Origin of the sequence: Streptosporangium sp. NPDC023963 (assembly GCF_040639135.1) — a bacterium.
Lineage (GTDB): Bacteria > Actinomycetota > Actinomycetes > Streptosporangiales > Streptosporangiaceae > Streptosporangium.
Map to the genome: position 1 here is coordinate 155,494 of NZ_JBEZZK010000005.1, position 18,876 is coordinate 174,369.

Below are 18,876 nucleotides of genomic sequence, written 5' to 3' on the forward strand. Positions count from 1 at the left end.
GAGGCGCGCCGGGAGGGCGGGCCCCGGCCGGGGGTGGGTCAGATGTCGCCGTTCTCGATGGCCTGCTTCAGGCCCGCCTGCGTCGCCTGGTGGGAGGAGACGCCGCCCGCGACGACGAAGTCGATCAGTGCGGTGTCCGCGTCGAAGGTGAGGTACTCGGTGACCTGGGTCTTCCCCGGGGTCAGCTTCTTGAAGACGATCTTCTGGTGCGTGACGACGCCGGGCAGCGACCAGGTGTCGGTCTCGTAGGAGAGGTCCGCGTAGTCGATGCGCTGCTGCGCGTGCGTGTTGCTGACGACGATCGAGCCCTCGTAGGGGATCTCCTCGACCGCGGTGAAGTTGACGTGGCGCTTACCACCCTGGAAGCAGTCCTTGTGGGTGACGACCCGCTTCAGGAACGAGTGCATGCCGAGGTGGTTGTTGATGTTCGAGTACGCCGGGAACACGCGGCTGACGGGGGCTTCGATCGTGATCGAGATGCTCTCCTGCGCCCGGCTCCGCCCCGATTCCGGGAGGGGAGGAATGTTCTCGTAGAACTTGTGGGTGTCCCAGGCGGCCTGCCACTCGGCGGCGAGCTGGGGGTCGGTGTCGGAGGTGGCCGCGCCGGCCGGGCTCGAGAAGGCGGTAAGGACGAGGACCGCAGCGAGCAGCTGGGCCGCGAGGAGTCGAAGGTGCTTCTTCACGTGTACCCCAAGGGGAGGCAGTAAGTACAAGTGATCTTTTACCGCATGTTGTCGTGATCTCGGTACTTTTGTGGCGAAGAGGCGAAAAAATCTTTTTATGTCGTTATGTACGTATGGGTGCGCCGAGAAGCCCGGCGCGGTCCTGTCCCGTGACGGTCAGGCGCGTTCCTGCCGGGGCAGGACCACCTCCCGCAGAATGAGCAGGATGGCCGCGGCCATCGGGATGCCCAGCAGCGCGCCCACCACGCCGAGCAGCGCGCCGCCCAGCAGGGCGCCGACGATCGTGGCGAGCGGCGGTACGTCGACCGAGCTCTTCATCACGGCCGGGGCGATCCAGTAGTTCTCGATCTGCTGGTAGATCGTGAAGAAGACGAGGCAGACTATGCCGACGGTCGGGGAGACGAAGAACCCCACCAGGGAGGCGACCCCCGCGCCGATGAAGGCGCCGACCAGGGGGATGAGGTCGGTGAGCGCCACGATCAGGGCGAGCGCCAGGGCGTACGGGACCCGCATGATGCTCAGGAAGATGAAGGTCGTCACACCGGCGATGAGCGAGATGATCAGGTTCCCGGCGACGTAGCCGCCGATGCTGTCGATGATCTGGTCGCCGAGCAGGGTCGCGCGGGTGCGGCGGGTCCGGGGGACGAGGCGGTAGGCCATCCGCTTCAGGGACTTCAGCGAGCCCAGGAAGTAGAGCGTCAGCACCAGCACCGTCAGCGAGTTGAAGACCGCCCCGATGAGGACCGTCCCGATGCCGAGCACGCCGCCGAACATCTGGGTGCCGAAGTCGCCGCTCGTCACGTACGTCTGGAGCTTCTCCAGCAGTTGGAAGCGCTGGTCCAGGTCGCGGATCACCGGGTTGTTCTGCAGCTCCTGGACGTACTGCGGGAGCTGGTCGACGAACTGGGCGGACTGCGTGGTCAGCGGGGGGACCACGGCCAGGCCGAAGACGACGAAGACGAGGATGACGCCCAGGAAGACGATGGTGATGGCGATCGCGCGCGGCACGTTGCGCCGCTGGAGGAACTCCACGGCCGGGTTCAGGCCGATGGCCAAAAAGAGCGAGACGACGATGAGGATCAGCACCGAGCTCGCGCTCGCGACGGCCTGCACCAGCCACCAGGCGGTGAGCACGCCCAGGGCGGCGGTGAAGCCGAACACGAAGGGGTTGTTGCTCATCGAGCGCCCTGGACGGCCGAACGGGAGGTTCGGCGCCACAGCCGAGGGCGGGGCCGCGCCGGAGGACGCGGTGGCCGTGCTCGCGGGTACGGCTCCGCTCACGGGTACGGCTCCGCCCGCGGGGCCGCCGGGGTCCGCGGGCGGGGTGGGCGGCAGGACCAGGGGGCCCGCGGAGGTCAGGATCGGCTCGGGCGCCGCGGGGTCCGTGGGCTCGGCGGCCGGTCCGGCCGAGGTGGCGGACCCGGCCGGTCCGGCCGAGGTGACGGGCTCTGTGGTTCCAGCCGATGAAGCCGGTCCGGCCGATGAAGCCGGTCCGGCCGGTGAGGCCGGTGTGGACGCCTCCGCGGACGGAACGCCGGGGGCGGGCGGGGACGCTGCCGCCGCTGTGGCGCGGTCAGCGGAGATGGGCTCGGGCACCAGCGGCCACTGCCCTTTCCGGAGAGGGATAGTCGGCTTCCGCCACCTTACTTTCCCTGGTCACCGCACGGTTCGGAGCACCGGGGGACGGGAGGGGCGGAAGGAGTGACGGATGGTGCCGTCAGGGCATGTTGACGTACTGGCGGGGCCGCAGGGCGTGGCTGCGCAGGGCGGCCAGGGCGGCGGAGCGGCCCGCGGGGGTGAGGCGGCCGTCGACGCGGAGGCCGAAGGCGTCCAGGCGCCTGCCCAGCTCGGTGAGCGAGGCGTCGACCTCCACGGTCTGCCACTCCGCGCAGTCGATCACGGCGGTGACGTGGTCGCGGTCGGCGGGGGAGCCGTCGGCGAGCAGCATCAGCGCCACCTCCCTGGCCGAGGCGCGGAAGCCGTTCTCCCCCGACGCGGGAGCGAGCAGGGCGGCGGCCGCGGTCTCCCAGAGCAGATCGGCGTCTCCGAGCAGGCGCTCGCCGGCCGGGGTGGTCACCAGGCGTCTGCCGGCCTGGCGCAGCGCGCCCATCTGGTCCTGGGCCACCTCGCGGACGGCCGCCAGCTCCGCGCCGCTCCAGGTGCTCTCGGCGAGCACGGAACGGGCGAGGTTGTGCCGCTGGGTCAGCGGGATGCCTCCGGGGCGGCGGCCCACGGTCAGCAGCCAGCGCAGCGCACCCAGGTGATCCTCGTCCGGTGCGGGGATGGGCGCGTGCAGCCGCACCTCGAAGGGCTGGGCGAGCTCGCGCCAGGCGGTGCCCCGGCCGAGGACCCAGCGGTTGAGCCGCTCGCCCTGGACACGGTGCAGCCAGTTGTCGCCGCCCAGCTCGGGACGGGGCGTGGTGAGCCAGTGGCTGGTGAGCTTCTGCCGCTCCTCGGGGCCGGGGACGAGCTCACCGGAGACGATGGCCAGCTCCAGCGCGGCCGAGCAGGCGCCGTGCGCGCCCAGCTCCTCGGGGCCCATGATCGAGCTCCACCGCAGCTCGGGGACGTCGGGCGGGAGCACGCCCGTCGCGTCCAGGGCGGTCTGGTACGCGGCCATTCCCGCGTCCTCGCCCAGCCGGGCGTAGGTGCGCAGGATCTGGGTCGTCGTGGCCGACGAGCACAGGGCGGCGTAGCGCTCGAGGCCGCCCAGCCGCAGCAACCGGCCCAGCGCGCGGGCGATCGCCGGGCGGTCTCCGGTGACCTTGGAGGGCAGGGTGTACCAGAGGAACTCGCACACGTTGAGCTCGGTGATCGTTTCCAGTGGCTCGCCGCCGGTCAGCCAGTCGATCGCGCTACGGGCGTGCTCGGCGGAGGCGGGCTCGGAACGCTCCAGCTCTGACAAGAGTGCGGCCACGTCCGGTGCAGGCATGCTTCGAAGTCTGCCGTATGCGGGCCTGCTCTGACGATGGACGTGACGTAATGGATCCTGCACGGTGCCTACCCTAGGAAATGTCTTCTAAGTGGCTCATATGCGGACGCTCAGATCCAGCCCTTCTTGAAAAGCATTCGTGAACTCCACTCGGCGTACGGGACGATCTCGGCGGTGAGCACCGGGTAGAGCCACCAGAAGTTGACGAGCGCCAGCAGGGCGAAGGCTCCCACGGCTGCGGCGCCGACGATCCGGCGTCCCTGCGGGGCGCTCGCCGGGCCGATGATCAGCCCGGCCGCGAGCACGATCGCCAGGATCATGAAGGGGACCATGGGAATCGCGTAGAACAGGAACATGGTCCGGTTGTGGACGATGGCGTAGTAGAACCAGGGGAGCCAGCCGGCGGCGTAGCCGAGGAGCACGGTCCCCGCGCGCCAGTCGCGGGTGGCGACGTACCAGGCGATCATGGCGACGAGGGCGACCAGGCCGCCGTACCAGATGACCGGGGTGCCCACCCCGAGCACCGCCTGAGAGCAGCTGTCGGCGCCGCAGGCGCCCGTGGGGCTCTCGTAGAAGAACGCCACCGGGCGCAGCAGCAGCGGCCAGCTCCAGGGGTCTGACTCGTAGTTGTGCGGCGTCGCCAGCCCGCTGTGGAAGCCGAGCACCTGGAAGTGGTAGCTCAGCCACGAGCGCAGCGAGTCGAAGACGAAGAACGCCGGGCCCTGCGAGGTCGCCTGCGCCCAGTTGCGGCCCCAGCCGCCGGCGGAGGCGAACCAGCCGGCCCAGGAGACGACGTAGGTCACCGCGGGCAGCAGGGCCATCGCCGCCAGGGCGCTCGGCAGATCCTTGCCGAAGGTTCCGGCGTACGGCTTGCGCAGGCCGATCGCGCGGCGGGCGCCCGCGTCCCAGACCAGGGACATCACCGCGAAGGCGACCAGGAAGAAGACCCCCGACCACTTCACCGCGCAGGCCGCGCCCAGGCACAACCCGGCGGCGATCCGCCACGGCCGCAGCCCCAGCCCCGGCCCCTGATCACTCAGCGGCGAGGTCTCGTACCAGGTCACCAGCCGCTCCCGCGCCCGGTCACGGTCGACCACCAGGCAGGCGAAACCGGCCAGCACCCAGAACACCAGGAAGATGTCCAGCAGCGCCGTGCGCGACAGCACGAAATGGAGGCCGTCCAGCGCGAGCAGCAGCCCGGCCAGGCAGCCCAGCATGGTCGAGCGGGTCATCCGGCGGGCCACCCGGGCCAGGATCAGGATCGACAGGATCCCGACCACCGCCCCGGCGAACCTCCACCCGAAGGGGGTCATGCCGAAGATCTGCTCGCCCACGCCGATCATCCACTTGCCCAGCGGCGGGTGGACCACGTAGGAGGCGCACTTGTCGAGCTCGGTGGGCGCGCACTGCTGCCAGATCCCGGTGCCGCCCCCCATCAGGATCTTGTCGGCGTCCTTGACGACGTTGTGCTCGGCGCCGAAGGTGATCAGCGCCCAGGCGTCCTTGGCGTAGTACGTCTCGTCGAACATGATCGCGCGCGGGTGACCGAGGTTCGTGAAGCGCAGGATCGCCCCGAACGCCGCGACCAGCAGCGGGCCCAGCCAGCCCCACAGGGCGCCGCCGGGCATGGGCGGCACCATCCGGTCGCGCACCGAGCCCCTCGCCCCGCCGGGCGGCTCGGGCTCCGGCTGCTTGGGTGCCTGATTGGTGAAGTCGGTCACGGCCACCCGGACATCGTACGGTCCCCCCACCCCCCTGAGCCCAGGAAAAATCTGCCAGATGCCCAATTCGAGAACTTCTCCCCAGGCTGGGGGGCCATCCGGAATGCGGGAGGATGGAACGGTGACGGACAACGGCAGGCTTGTGCTGGCAGGGGCTCCGATCGGGCAGGTGGGCGACGCCTCGCCCCGGCTGCGGCAGGCGCTGGAGAGTGCCGACGTGGTCGCGGCGGAGGACACCCGCAGGCTGCGCCGCCTGGCGGGGGAGCTGGGCGCGGAGATCGGCGGCCGGGTCGTCTCCTACTACGACGCCAACGAGGCCGGGCGGGCCACCGAGCTCCTCCAGGCCCTCCAGGACGGCAAGACCGTGCTGGTCATCACCGACGCGGGCATGCCGGGCGTCTCCGACCCCGGCTACCGCCTCACCCACCTGGCGGTCGAGGCGGGGATCACCGTCACCTCGCTGCCGGGACCGTCCGCGGTGACCACGGCGCTGGCCGTCTCCGGGCTGCCCAGCGACCGCTTCTGCTTCGAGGGCTTCCCGCCGCGCAAGTCCGGTGAGCGCTCCCGCCGGCTCGCCGCCCTCGCGGAGGAGGAGCGCACCATGGTCTTCTTCGAGGCGCCGCACCGGCTGCAGGTCGCGCTGGCGGCGATGGCGGAGGCGTTCGGCGCCGACCGCCGGGCGGCGGTCTGCCGGGAGCTCACCAAGACGTACGAGGAGGTGCGGCGGGGTGGCCTCGGGGAGCTGGCCGAGTGGGCGGCCGGGGGCGTCAAGGGGGAGATCACGGTCGTCGTCGCGGGGTACGCCGGGCAGGCCCTGCCGCCGGTGATCGGGGACCTGGTCGACGAGGTGGCCCGCAGGGAGGAGACGGGGATACCGAGAAAGCAGGCGATCGTGGACGTGGCGAAGGCGGCGGGCATCCCCAAACGCGATCTTTATGATGCTGTCCATCGCGGCTGAATTATCACCATAATTGCCCGAATGGGATTAATACGGGATCGCCTCTTGCCGCCCATGCAGGGAAGCGTGGCCTGGGGCTGGCTGGGACCGATACTGGTCGCGGCGTTCGGAGGGGTCCTGCGGCTCGTCGACCTCGGACGGCCGCACGCGGTCGTGTTCGACGAGACGTACTACGCCAAGGACGCCTGGGCGCTGATCCACTACGGGGTCGAGCGAGCCTCGCTCGGCACCGTGGAGGACCCGGTCGCCGACCGGATGATCATCGCGGGGAAGACCGACTTCCTGGTCAAGTGCACGCCGCCGGAGGCCGACCCTTGCCCGCTCTACGTGGCCCACCCGCCGCTGGGCAAGTGGATGATCGGCGTGGGCGAGCAGATCTTCGGCATGACCCCCTTCGGGTGGAGGTTCGCCGGGGCGGTGGTCGGGATCCTGTCGATCCTGATCCTGGCCCGGGTGGCCCGCCGGATGACCCGCTCGACCATGCTGGGCTGCCTGGCCGGGCTGCTGCTCGCGCTGGACGGCCTGCACCTCGTGCTGTCGCGCACGGCGCTGCTGGACATCTTCCTGATGTTCTGGGTGCTGGCCGGTTTCGCCTGCCTGGTGGTCGACCGTGACCGGGCGCGGGAGCGGCTGGTGACCTGGTACGAGACCTCGCCGCTGAGTGACCAGGGGCCGGGGCTGGGGGTGCGGCCGTGGCGGATCGCCGCCGGGTTGTGCCTGGGCGCGGCCTGCGCGGTGAAGTGGTCGGGGGTCTTCTTCCTGGTCGCCTTCGCGGTGATGTCCCTGGTCTGGGACGCGGGCGCCCGCCGCGCGATCGGCCTGCGCAAGCCGTACGTGGGGGCGCTGAACAGGGACCTGACCGGTGTCGTGCTGGCGATGGGCCTGCTGCCCGTGGTCACCTACGTCGTCTCCTGGGCCGGTTGGTTCGCCTCGCCGCTGGGCTGGGGCCGCAACTGGGCGCAGGCGACCTCGCAGGGCCCGGGGTTCTTCGTCTTCGACTCGCTGCGGTCGTGGCTGAGCTACCACTTCCAGGTGCTCGGCTTCCACACCGGGCTGAGCACCGGGCACAACTACCAGTCGGCCCCCTGGACCTGGCCGCTGCTGTCCCGCCCGGTGGCGTTCCACTATCCGCCGAACAAGACCGGGTGCGGCGCCGACAGCTGCGCCGAGGCGGTGCTCGGGGTCGGCACCCCGGTCATCTGGTACGGCGGCCTGGTCGCCCTCATCGCCATGATCGCCTGGTACGTCGCCACCCGCGACTGGCGCGCGGGGACCGTGCTCCTCGGCTACGCCGCCGGCTGGCTCCCCTGGTTCTACTACGCCCTCGCCGACAACCGCACCATGTATCTCTTCTACGCGATCACGATGCTCCCCTTCATGATCCTCGCGCTGACCCTGGCCGCCGGGCTGATCATCGGACGGGCGGACGCCGCGCCCAACCGCAGGGCGGTGGGGGCCGCGGTCGTCGGGGCCTTCACGCTCCTCGCGCTGATCAATCTCGGGTGGCTCTACCCGGTGCTCGTCGCCGAGCTCATCCCGCACTCCCAGTGGTGGGCGCGGATGCTGTTCCGGAGCTGGGTGTGACGGAAGCGGACGGGGCGGAATCCGGTGCGACGGGATCGGCCGTGACGGGATCGGCCGTGACGGGATCGGCCGTGACGGGATCGGGTGCGACGGAGCCGTCCGCGCCGGCGGGCGGCGCGGCGGGACCGATCGCGATCGTGCCGGTCGGGGAGTCACCGGGGACGACGTCGCCGGACGTGACGTCGCCGGGTGTGACGGCGGCCGGCACGGCGGCGGGCCCGGAGAACCCGTGGCGCAGCGAGATCGCCGCCGCCAGGCACGCCAGCGGCACCGCGGGCAGCAGGTAGCGGTAGTCGAACTCGGCCGTCGCCGCCGGGGCCAGGATGAGCCCGAACGCCGCCAGCCACGGCAGCAGCACGGCCCCGCCCAGCGCGCGCCAGCGCGCCGCCACCCCGGCCAGGCCGACCAGCAGCAGCGCGCCGAGCACGATGCCGGGCAGCCGGACGACGCGCTGGTAGCCCTGCAGGAAGTCGGCCCACGGGGCGTGCAGGTCGGTGCCGATCACGCGCTGCTTCCCCTGGAGCTGCGCGACCCGCAGGCCCGGGTCGTACTTGCGCGCGTCGGTGTCGGTGTTGCCCTGGTACGACGACCAGGCGGGCAGGACCTTGGTCGTCAGCGGGAACTCGTACTGCACGTAGGTCTGGACGTCGGGGAAGCGCGGCCTGCCCCAGTGGAAGGCGCGGAGGAAGTCGCCGGCCACGATGCCGAGATAGTCGAGCGGCTGGGACAGGATGGCCCGCTGGGCGAACGTGCCCGCGGTCTTGTTCATCTCCGGGGTGAACGTGCTGCCCACCCCGAAGGCGTGGAAGCGCTGGCCGTTCTGCGCCCACCAGAGATACTTCTGCCCGGAGAAGTGGCGCTCGCTCGGCGGCGCGCTGATGCACAGCAGCGCCAGCTCCAGCTCCTCGCGCGGATCGACCTTCATCTTCGTGCAGTCGGCGAAGAGCGACGTCCGCATGTAGAGGATCGCGCCGTCGCTGTTGGTCATCGCGAAGTTGCCGTGCGCCGAGGCGAACCAGGCCATGTAGCCGACCACCGGGAGGGCGCACGCGGTGATCATCGCCGCGATCGTCTTCCAGGCCGTGCGCTTGACCAGCAGGTAGACCACGACCAGCGCGAGGATCGGCAGGCCGATGGACCGGGTCAGGGCGGTCAGCGCCAGCATCAGCCCGATCACCGCGCCGAGCCGCCAGGACATCCGCCGGTGCCAGAGCACCAGCGTGATCACGCCCACGACCAGCAGCATGAACATCACGTCGGACATGATCAGGTGTTCGAGCTGGATCTGGTACGTGTCGAACAGCACCGGCAGCGCGGCCAGCGTCGCCCCCCAGCCGGGCAGCCCGAACCTGCCGCGCAGCAGGGTGTAGATCAGGACCGCGATGCCCAGGCCCATCAGGTGCTGGACGAAGGCCACCAGCGCGAAGCTGTGCAGGGGCCTCAGCAGCAGGAGCAGGAAGGAGTAGCCGTTCGGGCGCAGGGCGCTGGGACGGCTCGGGTTGACGGCCCCCGAGACGTACTCGTAGGAGTCGTTGAACCACAGGGCCGGGCCGTACCCGAGCATGGTGATCACACGCAGCAGGAACGCCAGCGCGAGGGCGGCCACGAAGAGGCGATGCCGGAAGAGGAAGGCTCGCAGGCGAGCGCCCCGCTCGGGCGGAAGAGCGTCCAGGCGGGGGCGGTCGGCGACGGTCACCATGCATTACAGGATGCCAGCCGTTTCAGGGAGTTGACCCGGGCAGGGGACTCTAGAGGGCATCATGGTGAGATTGGCTTGTGCAGTGAGTGAAGGGTTGAGACGTGGAACTGACCGTGGTCATGCCTTGCTTGAACGAGGCGGAGACCGTGGAGACCTGCGTACGCAAGGCGCTCGCCTGCATGCGGGAGCACGGGATCGACGGAGAAGTCCTGATCGCCGACAACGGCAGCACGGACGGCTCCCAGCAGCTCGCGCGCGAGGCCGGGGCCCGGGTCGTGCACGTCGACGCCAAGGGGTACGGCAACGCGCTGATAGGCGGCATCCGCGCGGCCCGTGGCCGCTACGTCATCATGGGCGACGCGGACGACTCCTACGACTTCACGGCGCTGCTGCCCTTCGTCGAGCAGCTCCGTGACGGCGCCGACCTGGTGATGGGCAACCGGTTCAAGGGCGGCATCGCGCCGGGCGCCATGCCCCCGCTCCACCGCTACCTGGGCAACCCGGTGCTCTCCTTCATCGGCCGCCTGTTCTTCCCCAGCGCGATCGGCGACTTCCACTGCGGCCTGCGCGGCTTCCGGCGCGACTCCATCCTCAAGCTCGGCCTGCAGACCGGCGGCATGGAGTTCGCCAGCGAGATGGTGGTCCGCTCGACCCTGTCCGGGCTGGACGTGCGCGAGGTGCCCACCACGCTGTCGCCCGACGGCCGCTCCCGCCCGCCGCACCTGCGCTCCTGGCGCGACGGCTGGCGCCACCTGCGCTTCCTGATGCTCTACAGCCCCCGCTGGCTGTTCTTCATCCCCGGCCTGGTCCTGATGACCCTCGGCCTGGTCGCGGGCGCCGCCCTCACCTTCGGCCCGGTCTACATCGGCAAGCTTGCCTTCGACGTCGACACCCTGGTCGGCGCCTCGGCCATGGTGGTGATCGGCTTCCAGGCGTCGCTGTTCGCCCTGTTCACCAAGGTGTACGCCGCCGAGGAGGGCTTCCTGCCGGAAGACCGCAGAGTGCGCAAGCTCGTCGACATCGTGAGCCTGGAGAAGGGCCTGATCGTCGGCGGGCTGCTCGCCCTGGGCGGCCTGGGCGGGCTGGTCGCCTCGCTGGTCCACTGGCAGACGCGCAGCTTCGGCCCGCTGATCCCGTCGGAGTCGCTGCGCCTCGTCGTTCCCTCGGCCACCGCGCTGATCGTGAGCTTCCAGACGATCTTCGCGGCGCTGTTCATCAGCATCCTGGGCATCCGCCGTACCAAGGAGACGCCCATCGACGTGGCCGCCTCCGCCGCGGAGGAGGCCGCCGAGGCCGTCAGCCGCGCCGCGGCGGGCGACCCGGCGGACGCCCCCGCCGAGGGTGTCACGCCGGCGGCCCCGCGGCTGCCGTGAGCGGCGCGGCGACACTGCGGCCGCGTGAGGTGACGCGGCGGCTGCCGTGAGGTGATGCGGCGGCTGCCGTGAGGTGACGCGGCGGCTTCGGGAAAAGCTCCCGGAAATCGAGGGCCGCGGAGACCCGAGACAGCACCAAGGCCCGAGGCCGCGTCCCTTAGGCTTGCACCATGTCCCAGCACATCCTGACCGCGGTCGCCTGGCCATACGCCAACGGCCCCCGCCACATCGGGCACGTCTCCGGATTCGGCGTGCCGTCCGACGTCTTCAGCCGCTACCAGCGGATGGCGGGCAACAAGGTCCTCATGGTGAGCGGGACCGACGAGCACGGCACCCCGATCCAGGTCCAGGCCGACAAGGAGGGCCTCACCGCCCGCGAGCTCGCCGACCGCTACAACAGAGTGATCGTCGAGGACCTCCAGGCGCTGGGGCTCTCCTACGACCTGTTCACCCGGACCACCACGGAAAACCACTACGCGGTCACACAGGAGATCTTCAAGGGACTCCACGCCAACGGCTATATCTTCCCCCAGACCACGATGGGCGCCATCTCGCCCTCCACCGGGCGCACCCTGCCCGACCGCTACATCGAGGGCACCTGCCCGATCTGCGGTTACGAGAGCGCCCGTGGCGACCAGTGCGACAACTGCGGCAACCAGCTCGACCCGATCCAGCTGATCGACCCGGTGAGCAAGGTCAACGGCGAGACCCCGATCTTCGTGGAGACCGAGCACTTCATGCTCGACCTGCCCGCGTTCGCCGAGGTCCTGGCGTCGTGGCTGTCCTCCAAGGAGGGCGACTGGCGGCCGAACGTGCTGAAGTTCGCCCTCAACATGCTCGGCGACATGCACCCCCGCGCGATCAGCCGCGACCTCGACTGGGGCGTGCCGATCCCGCTGGAGGGCTGGGACGACCAGGCCAACAAGCGGCTCTACGTCTGGTTCGACGCGGTCATCGGCTATCTCAGCGCCTCCATCGAGTGGGCCCGCCGCTCCGGCGACCCCGAGGCCTGGCGCCGGTGGTGGCAGGACCCCGAGGCCCTCGGCTACTACTTCATGGGCAAGGACAACATCGTCTTCCACGCGGAGATCTGGCCGGCGATGCTGCTCGGCTACAACGGCCAGGGCGCCCGTGACGGCGAGCCGGGCTCCCTCGGCGCGCTGAACCTGCCCTCCGAGGTCGTCTCCAGCGAGTTCCTCACGATGGAGGGGCGCAAGTTCTCCTCCTCCCGCTCGGTGGTCATCTACGTGCGCGACTTCCTGGAGCGCTACGACGCCGACGCGCTGCGCTACTACATCGCCGTGGCGGGCCCGGAGAACCAGGACACCGACTTCACCTGGTCGGAGTTCCTCAACCGCAACAACGGCGAGCTGGTGGCGGCCTGGGGCAACCTGGTGAACCGCTCGATCTCGATGGCCGCCAAGAACTTCGGGGTCATCCCCGAGGCGGGCGAGCTCACCGACGCCGACCGCGCGATGCTGGAGCGCAGCCGCGCGGCCTTCCCGAAGGTCGCCGTGGAGTTCGAGCACTGCCGGTTCAAGAACGCGACGAACGAGGCGTTCGAGGTCATCCGCGAGGCGAACCGGTACCTGGCCGAGCAGGAGCCCTGGAAGATCAAGGACGACCCCGCTCGGGTGAAGACCATCCTGCACGTCGCCCTGCAGGTCGTGGACGACGCCAAGACGCTGCTCACCCCGGTCCTGCCCAACTCCTCCAACAAGATCTACGCGATGCTCGGCGGCACCGGCGTCTGGACGGGCATGCCGGAGATCCAGGAGGTCACCGACGACGACGGCAGGACCTACCCGATCATCACCGGCTCCTACGACGACGGCGCCGCGCGCTGGGAGTCGTCCCCGATCCGGGTGGGCTTCCCGCTCGCCCCGCCGACCCCTCTGTTCGTGAAGCTCGACCCGAAGATCGTCGAGGAGGAGCTGGCCCGCCTGGGCGAGTAGGCCGGGCTCTCCACGGGCCCGCGCCCAGGGCTCTCGCGTCCCGCGTCCAATGCCCTCCGCGGGCCCGCCCCAGGGCCCTCCGCGTCCCGCGCCCGGAGCTCTCCGCGGACCCGCGCCCGGAGCTCTCGCGGCCCGCGCCCGGCACCGGGCGCGGGCCGCGTCCGCTTCTCGGTAGGTTGGACGCCGTGAGCACGCCGAAGCTTCCCGACGCACCCAGACCGCTGCCGGCAGAGGTGTTCGACAGCCACTGCCACCTGGACATCATGGTGGGCAACCGCCAGGCCTCCTCGGGGGATCCGGTCGCCCAGGCCGCGCAGGCGGCCCGGACGAGCGTCGAGGGCATCCTCGACGAGGCCCGCGCCGTCGGCGTGACGCGGCTCGTCACGATCGGCTACGACCTGCCGTCCTCGCGCTGGAACGCCGAGACGGCCGCCCTCCACGCGGACGTCTACGCCGGGGTGGCCATCCACCCCAACGAGGCGCACGCCTCGACGCCGGAGACCCTCGCCGAGATCGAGAGACTGGCCCGCCTGCCCCACGTCAGGGCGGTGGGGGAGACCGGTCTCGACTACTACCGCGACTGGGCGTCGAAGGACGACCAGCACGCCAGCTTCCGCGCGCACATCGAGATCGCCAAACGGACCGGCAAGGCCCTGGTGATCCACGACCGCGAGGCCCACGACGACGTGCTGCGCGTGCTGGCCGAGGAGGGCGCCCCCGAGGTCGTGGTGTTCCACAGCTTCTCCGGTGACGCCGAGATGGCGAAGCGGTGCGCCGCCGCCGGATATTTCATGTCGTTTTCCGGTCCGGTCACCTACAAGAACGCCGCCTACCTCCGCGAGGCCGCGCGGGTCGCGCCGAGGGAGCTGATCCTCGTCGAGACCGACGCGCCCTACCTGCCGCCCACCCCCCACCGGGGCAAACCCAACGCGCCCTACCTCATACCGCTCACGCTGCGCTGCCTCGCCGAGGTCAAGGCGGCCGACCTCGCCGACCTCGCCACCGCCATCAGCGCCAACGGGGAGACCGTCTTCGGCTCCTGGTGACCCTTACCGGGGTCCAGTCCACCGCGGCGCCGGAGCCGTTCCGAAGCCGGAGCCGTTCCGAAGCCGGGAGCTCCGCGCCCACGGCGACCGGGGCCGGAGACCTCAGCCCACGGCGGCGCCGAAGTCGGCGGAGGCGGCGCCTTCGAGGGCGGGGATCTTCCCGGCGCCCGGTGAGAGCGGGGTGCCCTCGGTGTCGTTGCGGCCCAGCAGGACGACCGCTCCGGCGCCTCCCCTGTCGGGCGCCCCGGCGACCAGCCGGTTGCCGCTGAACCCGACCGACCAGCCGAAGTGGTCGCCCGCCTCGCTCTGGGTGACCAGCGTGCCCGCGTCCGGCTCGCCCATCGTGATCAGTCGCACGCCGCCCTGCCCGCCGGTGCCGTCGAAGGGCACGCCCACGGCGAGCCTGATCTCTCCCGCGCCCTCGCCGGTGAAGGCCAGCGAGAATCCGTAGCCCTCGCCCTCGGCCCCCTCCGCGCCCTGGTGGAGGGTGGCGATCGGGCTGATCTCCTGGGCGTCGGAGGACTGGAACAGCTGGACGAGGCCGGAGTCCTTCACCTCCCCGCCGTCGCCGAGCGGGGCGCTCACCGCGAGGTAGCCGACGTCCCCCTGCTCGGCGTAGGCCATCGCGTAGCCGAACCGGTCACCCTCCTCGGACCTGGCCACCTCACGAAGGTCCCACTTCCTGTTCCGGTACTCCTCCTTGGCCTCGCGCACGTCGTAGATCACCGCGATCGACCCCGAGTCGAGCTTGCCCGCGCCGGCCTGGCGCCCCGCCCCGTCGTCGTTCTCGTACGGCACGCCGACCGCGAGATCCGGCTCGTCCGGGGTGCCGCCGAGCCTGCCGATCGCCAGGGACCAGCCGAACATGTCGCCGACCTCGCCGTTGCCCGAGATGCCCTCGGTCTCCTGGGAGATCCGCCGGCCCGCGCCGAGCGTCGCGGTGTCGAACAGGTGGACCGCGCCGGAGTCGGCCGTGCTCCCGGCGTTCTCGTGCGGGGCTCCGACCGCCACCAGCGTCCCGCCGGAGGCCAGGGACCAGCCGAAGTGGGCGTCGGCCTCCGGCTCGGCGGAGACCAGGCGGACCGTCCTGCCCCGGGGGCCGCCGTACACCACGTAGACCGCGCCGGCGTCCGTACGGCCCGCCACGTCCGCGTACGGGGCGCCGACGAGCAGGTCCGCGCAGCCGTCGCCGTCGACCTTGGCCAGCCGCACCGACCATCCGAAGGCGTCCCCCGCCTTCGTCTCGGGGACGGTCACGGCCTTCCCGCTCTCTCCCCGGCCGAACAGCACGTGGACGGCTCCCGCACCGGTCAGCCCGCCTGGGTTGGCGAAGGGGTCGCCGACCGCGGAGTCCTCCAGGCCGTCGCCGTCGAAGTCGCTCACACCTGCCCCGGTGCAGTCGGCGGGCGAGGCGGGCGAGGCGGGCGAGGTCGGCGAAGCGGCCGAAGCGGCCGAAGCGGCCGAAGCGGTGCCTGATCCGGCCGCGAGGGGCCTGGCGGGCGCGGTGAGCGCCTCGGCGGCCCCGGTGGCGGGGAGCGCGATCGCGGCCGTCGCCGCGAGGGAGAGCATCAGCCTCAAGACAGTCTCACCTCGATGGTCCTGCCTTCCTTGATCATCACGCCGGTCAGCTTGGCGGGCTTGCGGGCCGGGGGAAGATCGAAGACCAGGAGTGCCTCCGCCTTCGTCCCGGGGGGCAGGGCGGGGGGCAGGGCCGTCGACACCCGCTCGGGGGAGTGCGTCGCGCCGCGATCGTCGACCAGGGTGATCGCAGTGCTGTCGCCGAGCTGGACCGGCTCCCCGCCGGGATTGATCAGCGTCAACGGGACCGTGCAGAACCGGCCCTTCGCCGGGGTGGCGTTCCCGTAGGAGGTGAGGCCGCAGGCCGGGGTGCGCGGGACGATCAGCCGCGGATCCCCGATGAAGGAGCCGGTCGTGATCGTGCGGCCCACGTCGCCGGCGCCGGTACCGGCGAGGTCTCCGGTCTCTCCGGTGGTGCCCGTCCGCGCCTGACCCTGGCCGTTCGGGTTTCCCCCGGGGATGTTCAACAGGACGACGACCGTGACGGCCAGTGCCACGAGCACGGCCAGTCCGGCGAACACCCAGCGCCGCCGGGGCGCCGAGCCCTTCGCGGCCGGCGTGTCCGGCCCTGACGGGACCTGGAAGCCCGACGGGGGCGACGGGGGCAGGGTGGGCACCTGACCCGGTGCCTGATCCCGCGCCCAGCCCTGCGCCTGATCCCGCGCCTGTCCCTGGCCCTGGCCCTGGACCGGTCCCCTGGCCGGTCCCTGGCCCGCTTCCCGGACTGGTGCGCCGCCCGCCGCCCGGCCGGACGCCGGGGCCTGGAAGGGGGCCGTGAACGGGCGCGACGGTGACGTCGTGGGCTCGGCCCGCATGGGGTACGGGAGCGGGTTCGGCGGCGAGGTCCGCTCCGGCGGCGCCGTCAGGGAATCCTGCGACCCCGGCGACCCCGGCGACCCCGGCGACCCCGGTGACCCCGGCGGTCCTGACGGCTCCGGCGGCGTGGCCGGAGAGGCCGGCGTCGTACGGGGCGCAGGGGTCGTCCGGGACCCGGAGGGCGCCGGTGTCGTGGACGGGCCGGGCGCCGCGGCCTCCGGGAGCGCGGACGTGAAGGCCGCCCCGGGGGCGGACGGAGCTGGGGCCGTGAACGAGGCCGGTACGGAGGACGGGTCCGCCGGCCCCCGGACGACCGATCCGGGGATGGGCGTCGGTGCCGTGGCCGGGTCGCTGAACCCCGCCTCCAGGTTCAGCGCGCTGAGGGTCTGGGTGGAGTCGGGCTCCACGTTGGCGGGCGGCTCCCACGACTCGTTCAGCAGGTCGGTGGCGATCAGCGTGGGCGGGTCGGCCCGGACGGGAGCGGGGACGGGGGCGGCCGGTGCCGCGATCCCGCCGCCGACCAGGGCGATCAGCAGGTCCTGGGCGCTGGGCCGCTGGTAGGGGTCCATCTCGGTCGCGCGGCGCACCAGGTCGTTCAACGGGGCGGGAAGCGCGCCCAGGTCGGGCGGGGTGGTGAGCAGCCGGGTGGCCATGGTCATCATGTCGCCCCGCCCGTAGGGGTGGCGGCCGTTGCCCGCGTACGCGACCAGGCAACCCCAGGCGAAGACGTCGGCGGCCGGGGTGATCTCCAGGCCGCGTACCTGCTCGGGGGCCCACCAGCCGGGGCTGCCGAGCACCTCGCCCGAGCGGGTGAAGCTGTGCGTGGAGTCGAGGGCCCTGGCGATGCCGAAGTCGATCACGCGGGGCCCCGACATGGACAGGATCACGTTGGCGGGCTTGAGGTCCCGGTGCACCAGCCCGGCGACGTGGATCGCGGCCAGCGCCGCCGCCACCCCCAGGGCCACGCCGTGCAGGGTGCCCTGCTCCAGGGCGCCGTGCTCGGTGATCTGGCGGGACAGCGGCGTGCCCGCGATGTACTCGGTGACCATGTACGGCCGCCCGTCGCCGTCGTTGCCGTTGTCCAGCACCTGCGCGGTGCAGAACGAGGCCACCCGCCGGGCGTTCTCGACCTCCGTGTGGAACCTCGCCGCGAAGCCCTCCTCGACCGCGAACTCCGCCTTCACCACCTTGAGCGCGACCGGTCTCCCCGTCGGCGCCAGCGCCAGGTAGACGGTTCCCATCCCGCCCTCGCCGAGACGTCCGAGCAGGCGGTAACTCCCGATCTGCTCGGGGTCGGCGGGTCGCAGCCCCTCGACACCGGGCTGGTTCACGTCCTCTTCACCGGGAAGATTCCCTTTCTCACCGTTGGGCCCCCGTACGGCAACGTTATCCACAACGGAACCCCTCGCGCTTCATCGAGCGTCTTTGCATCGTCTTCGGTGCGGGAAACTGGTCGGATGGCATGGGAGAGCAACCTTGGGTGATCGAGACAAACGAGTCGAAGGCCACGGCGGACCGGTGAATGCCGGGTTCAGGCCGCCGTGCGGAGAACCAGCATGAACCTACTTGGTCCTGCAGAAATACGTATTTTGGCGAACAAGCTCAACATTCGTCCCACAAAAAAGCTCGGCCAGAACTTCGTGATCGACGCGGGCACGGTCCGCAAGATCGTGCGGGTGGCCGGGCTCGAGCCCGACGACGTCGTCATCGAGGTCGGTCCCGGGCTGGGGTCGCTCACGCTCGCGCTGCTTCCCGAGGTCCGCGGCGTGATCGCCGTGGAGATCGACCCCGTCCTCGCGGCCCAGCTCCCCCTGACCGTCGCCGAGCACGCCCCCGAGCTCGCCGGCCGTCTCACCGTGGTGCTCGCCGACGCCATGCGCGTGCTGCCCGCGGAGCTGCCGGAGGAGAGGCCGACCGCGCTGGTCGCCAACCTCCCCTACAACGTGTCCGTGCCGGTGGTGCTGCACCTGCTGGAGACGCAGCCGTCGCTGGGCAAGGTCCTGATCATGGTGCAGGCCGAGGTCGCCGACCGGCTGGCCGCGGCCCCGGGCTCCAAGGTGTACGGCATCCCCTCGGTCAAGGCCGCCTGGTACGCCGACGTCCGCCGGGCGGGTCCCGTCGGCCGTACGGTCTTCTGGCCGGTTCCCAACGTCGACTCCGGCCTGGTCGCGATGGTCCGGCGGGAACCGCCCACGACCGTGGCCACCCGCGAGGAGGTCTTCGCGGTGGTGGACGCCGCCTTCGCCCAGCGCCGCAAGACCCTCCGCGCCGCCCTCGCCTCCTGGGCGGGTACGGCCCCCGCGGCCGAGCGGGCGCTGCGGGCCGCGGGCATCGACCCCTCCGAGCGCGGCGAGCAGCTCACCGTCGAGGACTTCGCGCGAATCGCCGAGCACCGTACGACGGAAAGCGCGGCGGATGGCGCGGCGGAAAGCGGTGTGTAGCGTGATTCGCCGGTCGGTTTGTGTGCGCGGCGGAAGGATCCCGTTACGATCTGACGTCGTGACCAGTGAGCGAGCCCTGATGGGGGACGC

Annotated in this window: 13 protein-coding genes; 6 read left to right on the forward strand and 7 right to left on the reverse strand. The window is 71.4% G+C overall.

The genetic code is table 11. The features are described from left to right. Window positions 1-38 precede the first annotated feature (38 nt). The 4 genes from AB0F88_RS18405 to AB0F88_RS18420 all read right to left on the reverse strand — a co-directional run bounded on the left by AB0F88_RS18405 (window position 39) and on the right by AB0F88_RS18420 (window position 5,243). Complete coding sequence (locus AB0F88_RS18405; RefSeq protein WP_362684795.1) at window positions 39-683, reverse strand: hypothetical protein; 645 nt, start codon at window positions 681-683, stop codon at window positions 39-41. 156 nt (window positions 684-839) lie between these two features. Continuing rightward, complete coding sequence (locus tag AB0F88_RS18410) at window positions 840-1,862, reverse strand: AI-2E family transporter (protein ID WP_362684798.1); 1,023 nt, start codon at window positions 1,860-1,862, stop codon at window positions 840-842. 538 nt (window positions 1,863-2,400) lie between these two features. Then, the gene (locus AB0F88_RS18415; RefSeq protein ID WP_362684801.1) at window positions 2,401-3,615 is read right to left on the reverse strand and encodes a hypothetical protein; all 1,215 of its coding nucleotides are present in this window, start codon (window positions 3,613-3,615) and stop codon (window positions 2,401-2,403) included. 110 nt (window positions 3,616-3,725) lie between these two features. Then, on the reverse strand, window positions 3,726-5,243 hold the full coding sequence (locus AB0F88_RS18420; protein WP_362685584.1) for a phospholipid carrier-dependent glycosyltransferase: 1,518 nt from the start codon (window positions 5,241-5,243) through the stop codon (window positions 3,726-3,728). 196 nt (window positions 5,244-5,439) lie between these two features. On the opposite strand from AB0F88_RS18420, the gene rsmI reads away from it, so the two are divergent. Continuing rightward, entirely contained in the window at window positions 5,440-6,294 is an 855-nt protein-coding gene (gene rsmI, locus AB0F88_RS18425; RefSeq protein ID WP_362684804.1) for a 16S rRNA (cytidine(1402)-2'-O)-methyltransferase, read from the forward strand. Between the two features lie 54 nt (window positions 6,295-6,348). Then, window positions 6,349-7,878: a phospholipid carrier-dependent glycosyltransferase gene (locus AB0F88_RS18430; RefSeq protein WP_362684807.1), complete on the forward strand. Its 1,530-nt coding sequence runs from the start codon at window positions 6,349-6,351 to the stop codon at window positions 7,876-7,878. On the opposite strand, the gene AB0F88_RS18435 is transcribed toward AB0F88_RS18430, so the two are convergent. Next, window positions 7,826-9,577 carry a hypothetical protein gene (locus AB0F88_RS18435; RefSeq protein WP_362684810.1) on the reverse strand — a complete coding sequence of 584 codons (1,752 nt, stop codon included), beginning with the start codon at window positions 9,575-9,577 and terminating at the stop codon, window positions 7,826-7,828. The two genes, AB0F88_RS18430 and AB0F88_RS18435, sit on opposite strands and share 53 nt — an antisense overlap. A gap of 101 nt (window positions 9,578-9,678) precedes the next feature. Here AB0F88_RS18435 and AB0F88_RS18440 point away from each other — a divergent pair, with 101 nt between their 5' ends. The 3 genes from AB0F88_RS18440 (at window position 9,679) to AB0F88_RS18450 (ending at window position 13,951) form a co-directional block, all read left to right on the forward strand. Further along, window positions 9,679-10,950 (forward strand): glycosyltransferase, encoded by a 1,272-nt coding sequence (locus AB0F88_RS18440; protein ID WP_362684813.1) that lies wholly within the window; start codon window positions 9,679-9,681, stop codon window positions 10,948-10,950. Between the two features lie 170 nt (window positions 10,951-11,120). Further along, a complete protein-coding gene (gene metG / locus AB0F88_RS18445) occupies window positions 11,121-12,905 on the forward strand; it encodes a methionine--tRNA ligase (RefSeq protein WP_362684816.1) in 1,785 nt (594 codons plus the stop codon). 185 nt (window positions 12,906-13,090) lie between these two features. Next, on the forward strand, window positions 13,091-13,951 hold the full coding sequence (locus AB0F88_RS18450) for a TatD family hydrolase (RefSeq protein WP_362684819.1): 861 nt from the start codon (window positions 13,091-13,093) through the stop codon (window positions 13,949-13,951). Between the two features lie 102 nt (window positions 13,952-14,053). Here AB0F88_RS18450 and AB0F88_RS18455 read toward each other — a convergent pair whose 3' ends face one another. Together AB0F88_RS18455 and AB0F88_RS18460 are read right to left on the reverse strand one after the other, a co-directional pair. Then, window positions 14,054-15,520, reverse strand: a complete 1,467-nt coding sequence (locus AB0F88_RS18455; protein ID WP_362685587.1) for a hypothetical protein — start codon at window positions 15,518-15,520, stop codon at window positions 14,054-14,056. A gap of 5 nt (window positions 15,521-15,525) precedes the next feature. Further along, on the reverse strand, window positions 15,526-17,676 hold the full coding sequence (locus AB0F88_RS18460; RefSeq protein ID WP_362684822.1) for a protein kinase: 2,151 nt from the start codon (window positions 17,674-17,676) through the stop codon (window positions 15,526-15,528). Window positions 17,677-17,901: 225 nt separating this feature from the next. Between AB0F88_RS18460 and rsmA the strand changes: the two genes are divergently transcribed. Then, window positions 17,902-18,786 carry a 16S rRNA (adenine(1518)-N(6)/adenine(1519)-N(6))-dimethyltransferase RsmA gene (gene rsmA, locus AB0F88_RS18465; RefSeq protein ID WP_362684825.1) on the forward strand — a complete coding sequence of 295 codons (885 nt, stop codon included), beginning with the start codon at window positions 17,902-17,904 and terminating at the stop codon, window positions 18,784-18,786. The last annotated feature ends 90 nt before the right edge of the window (window positions 18,787-18,876 follow it).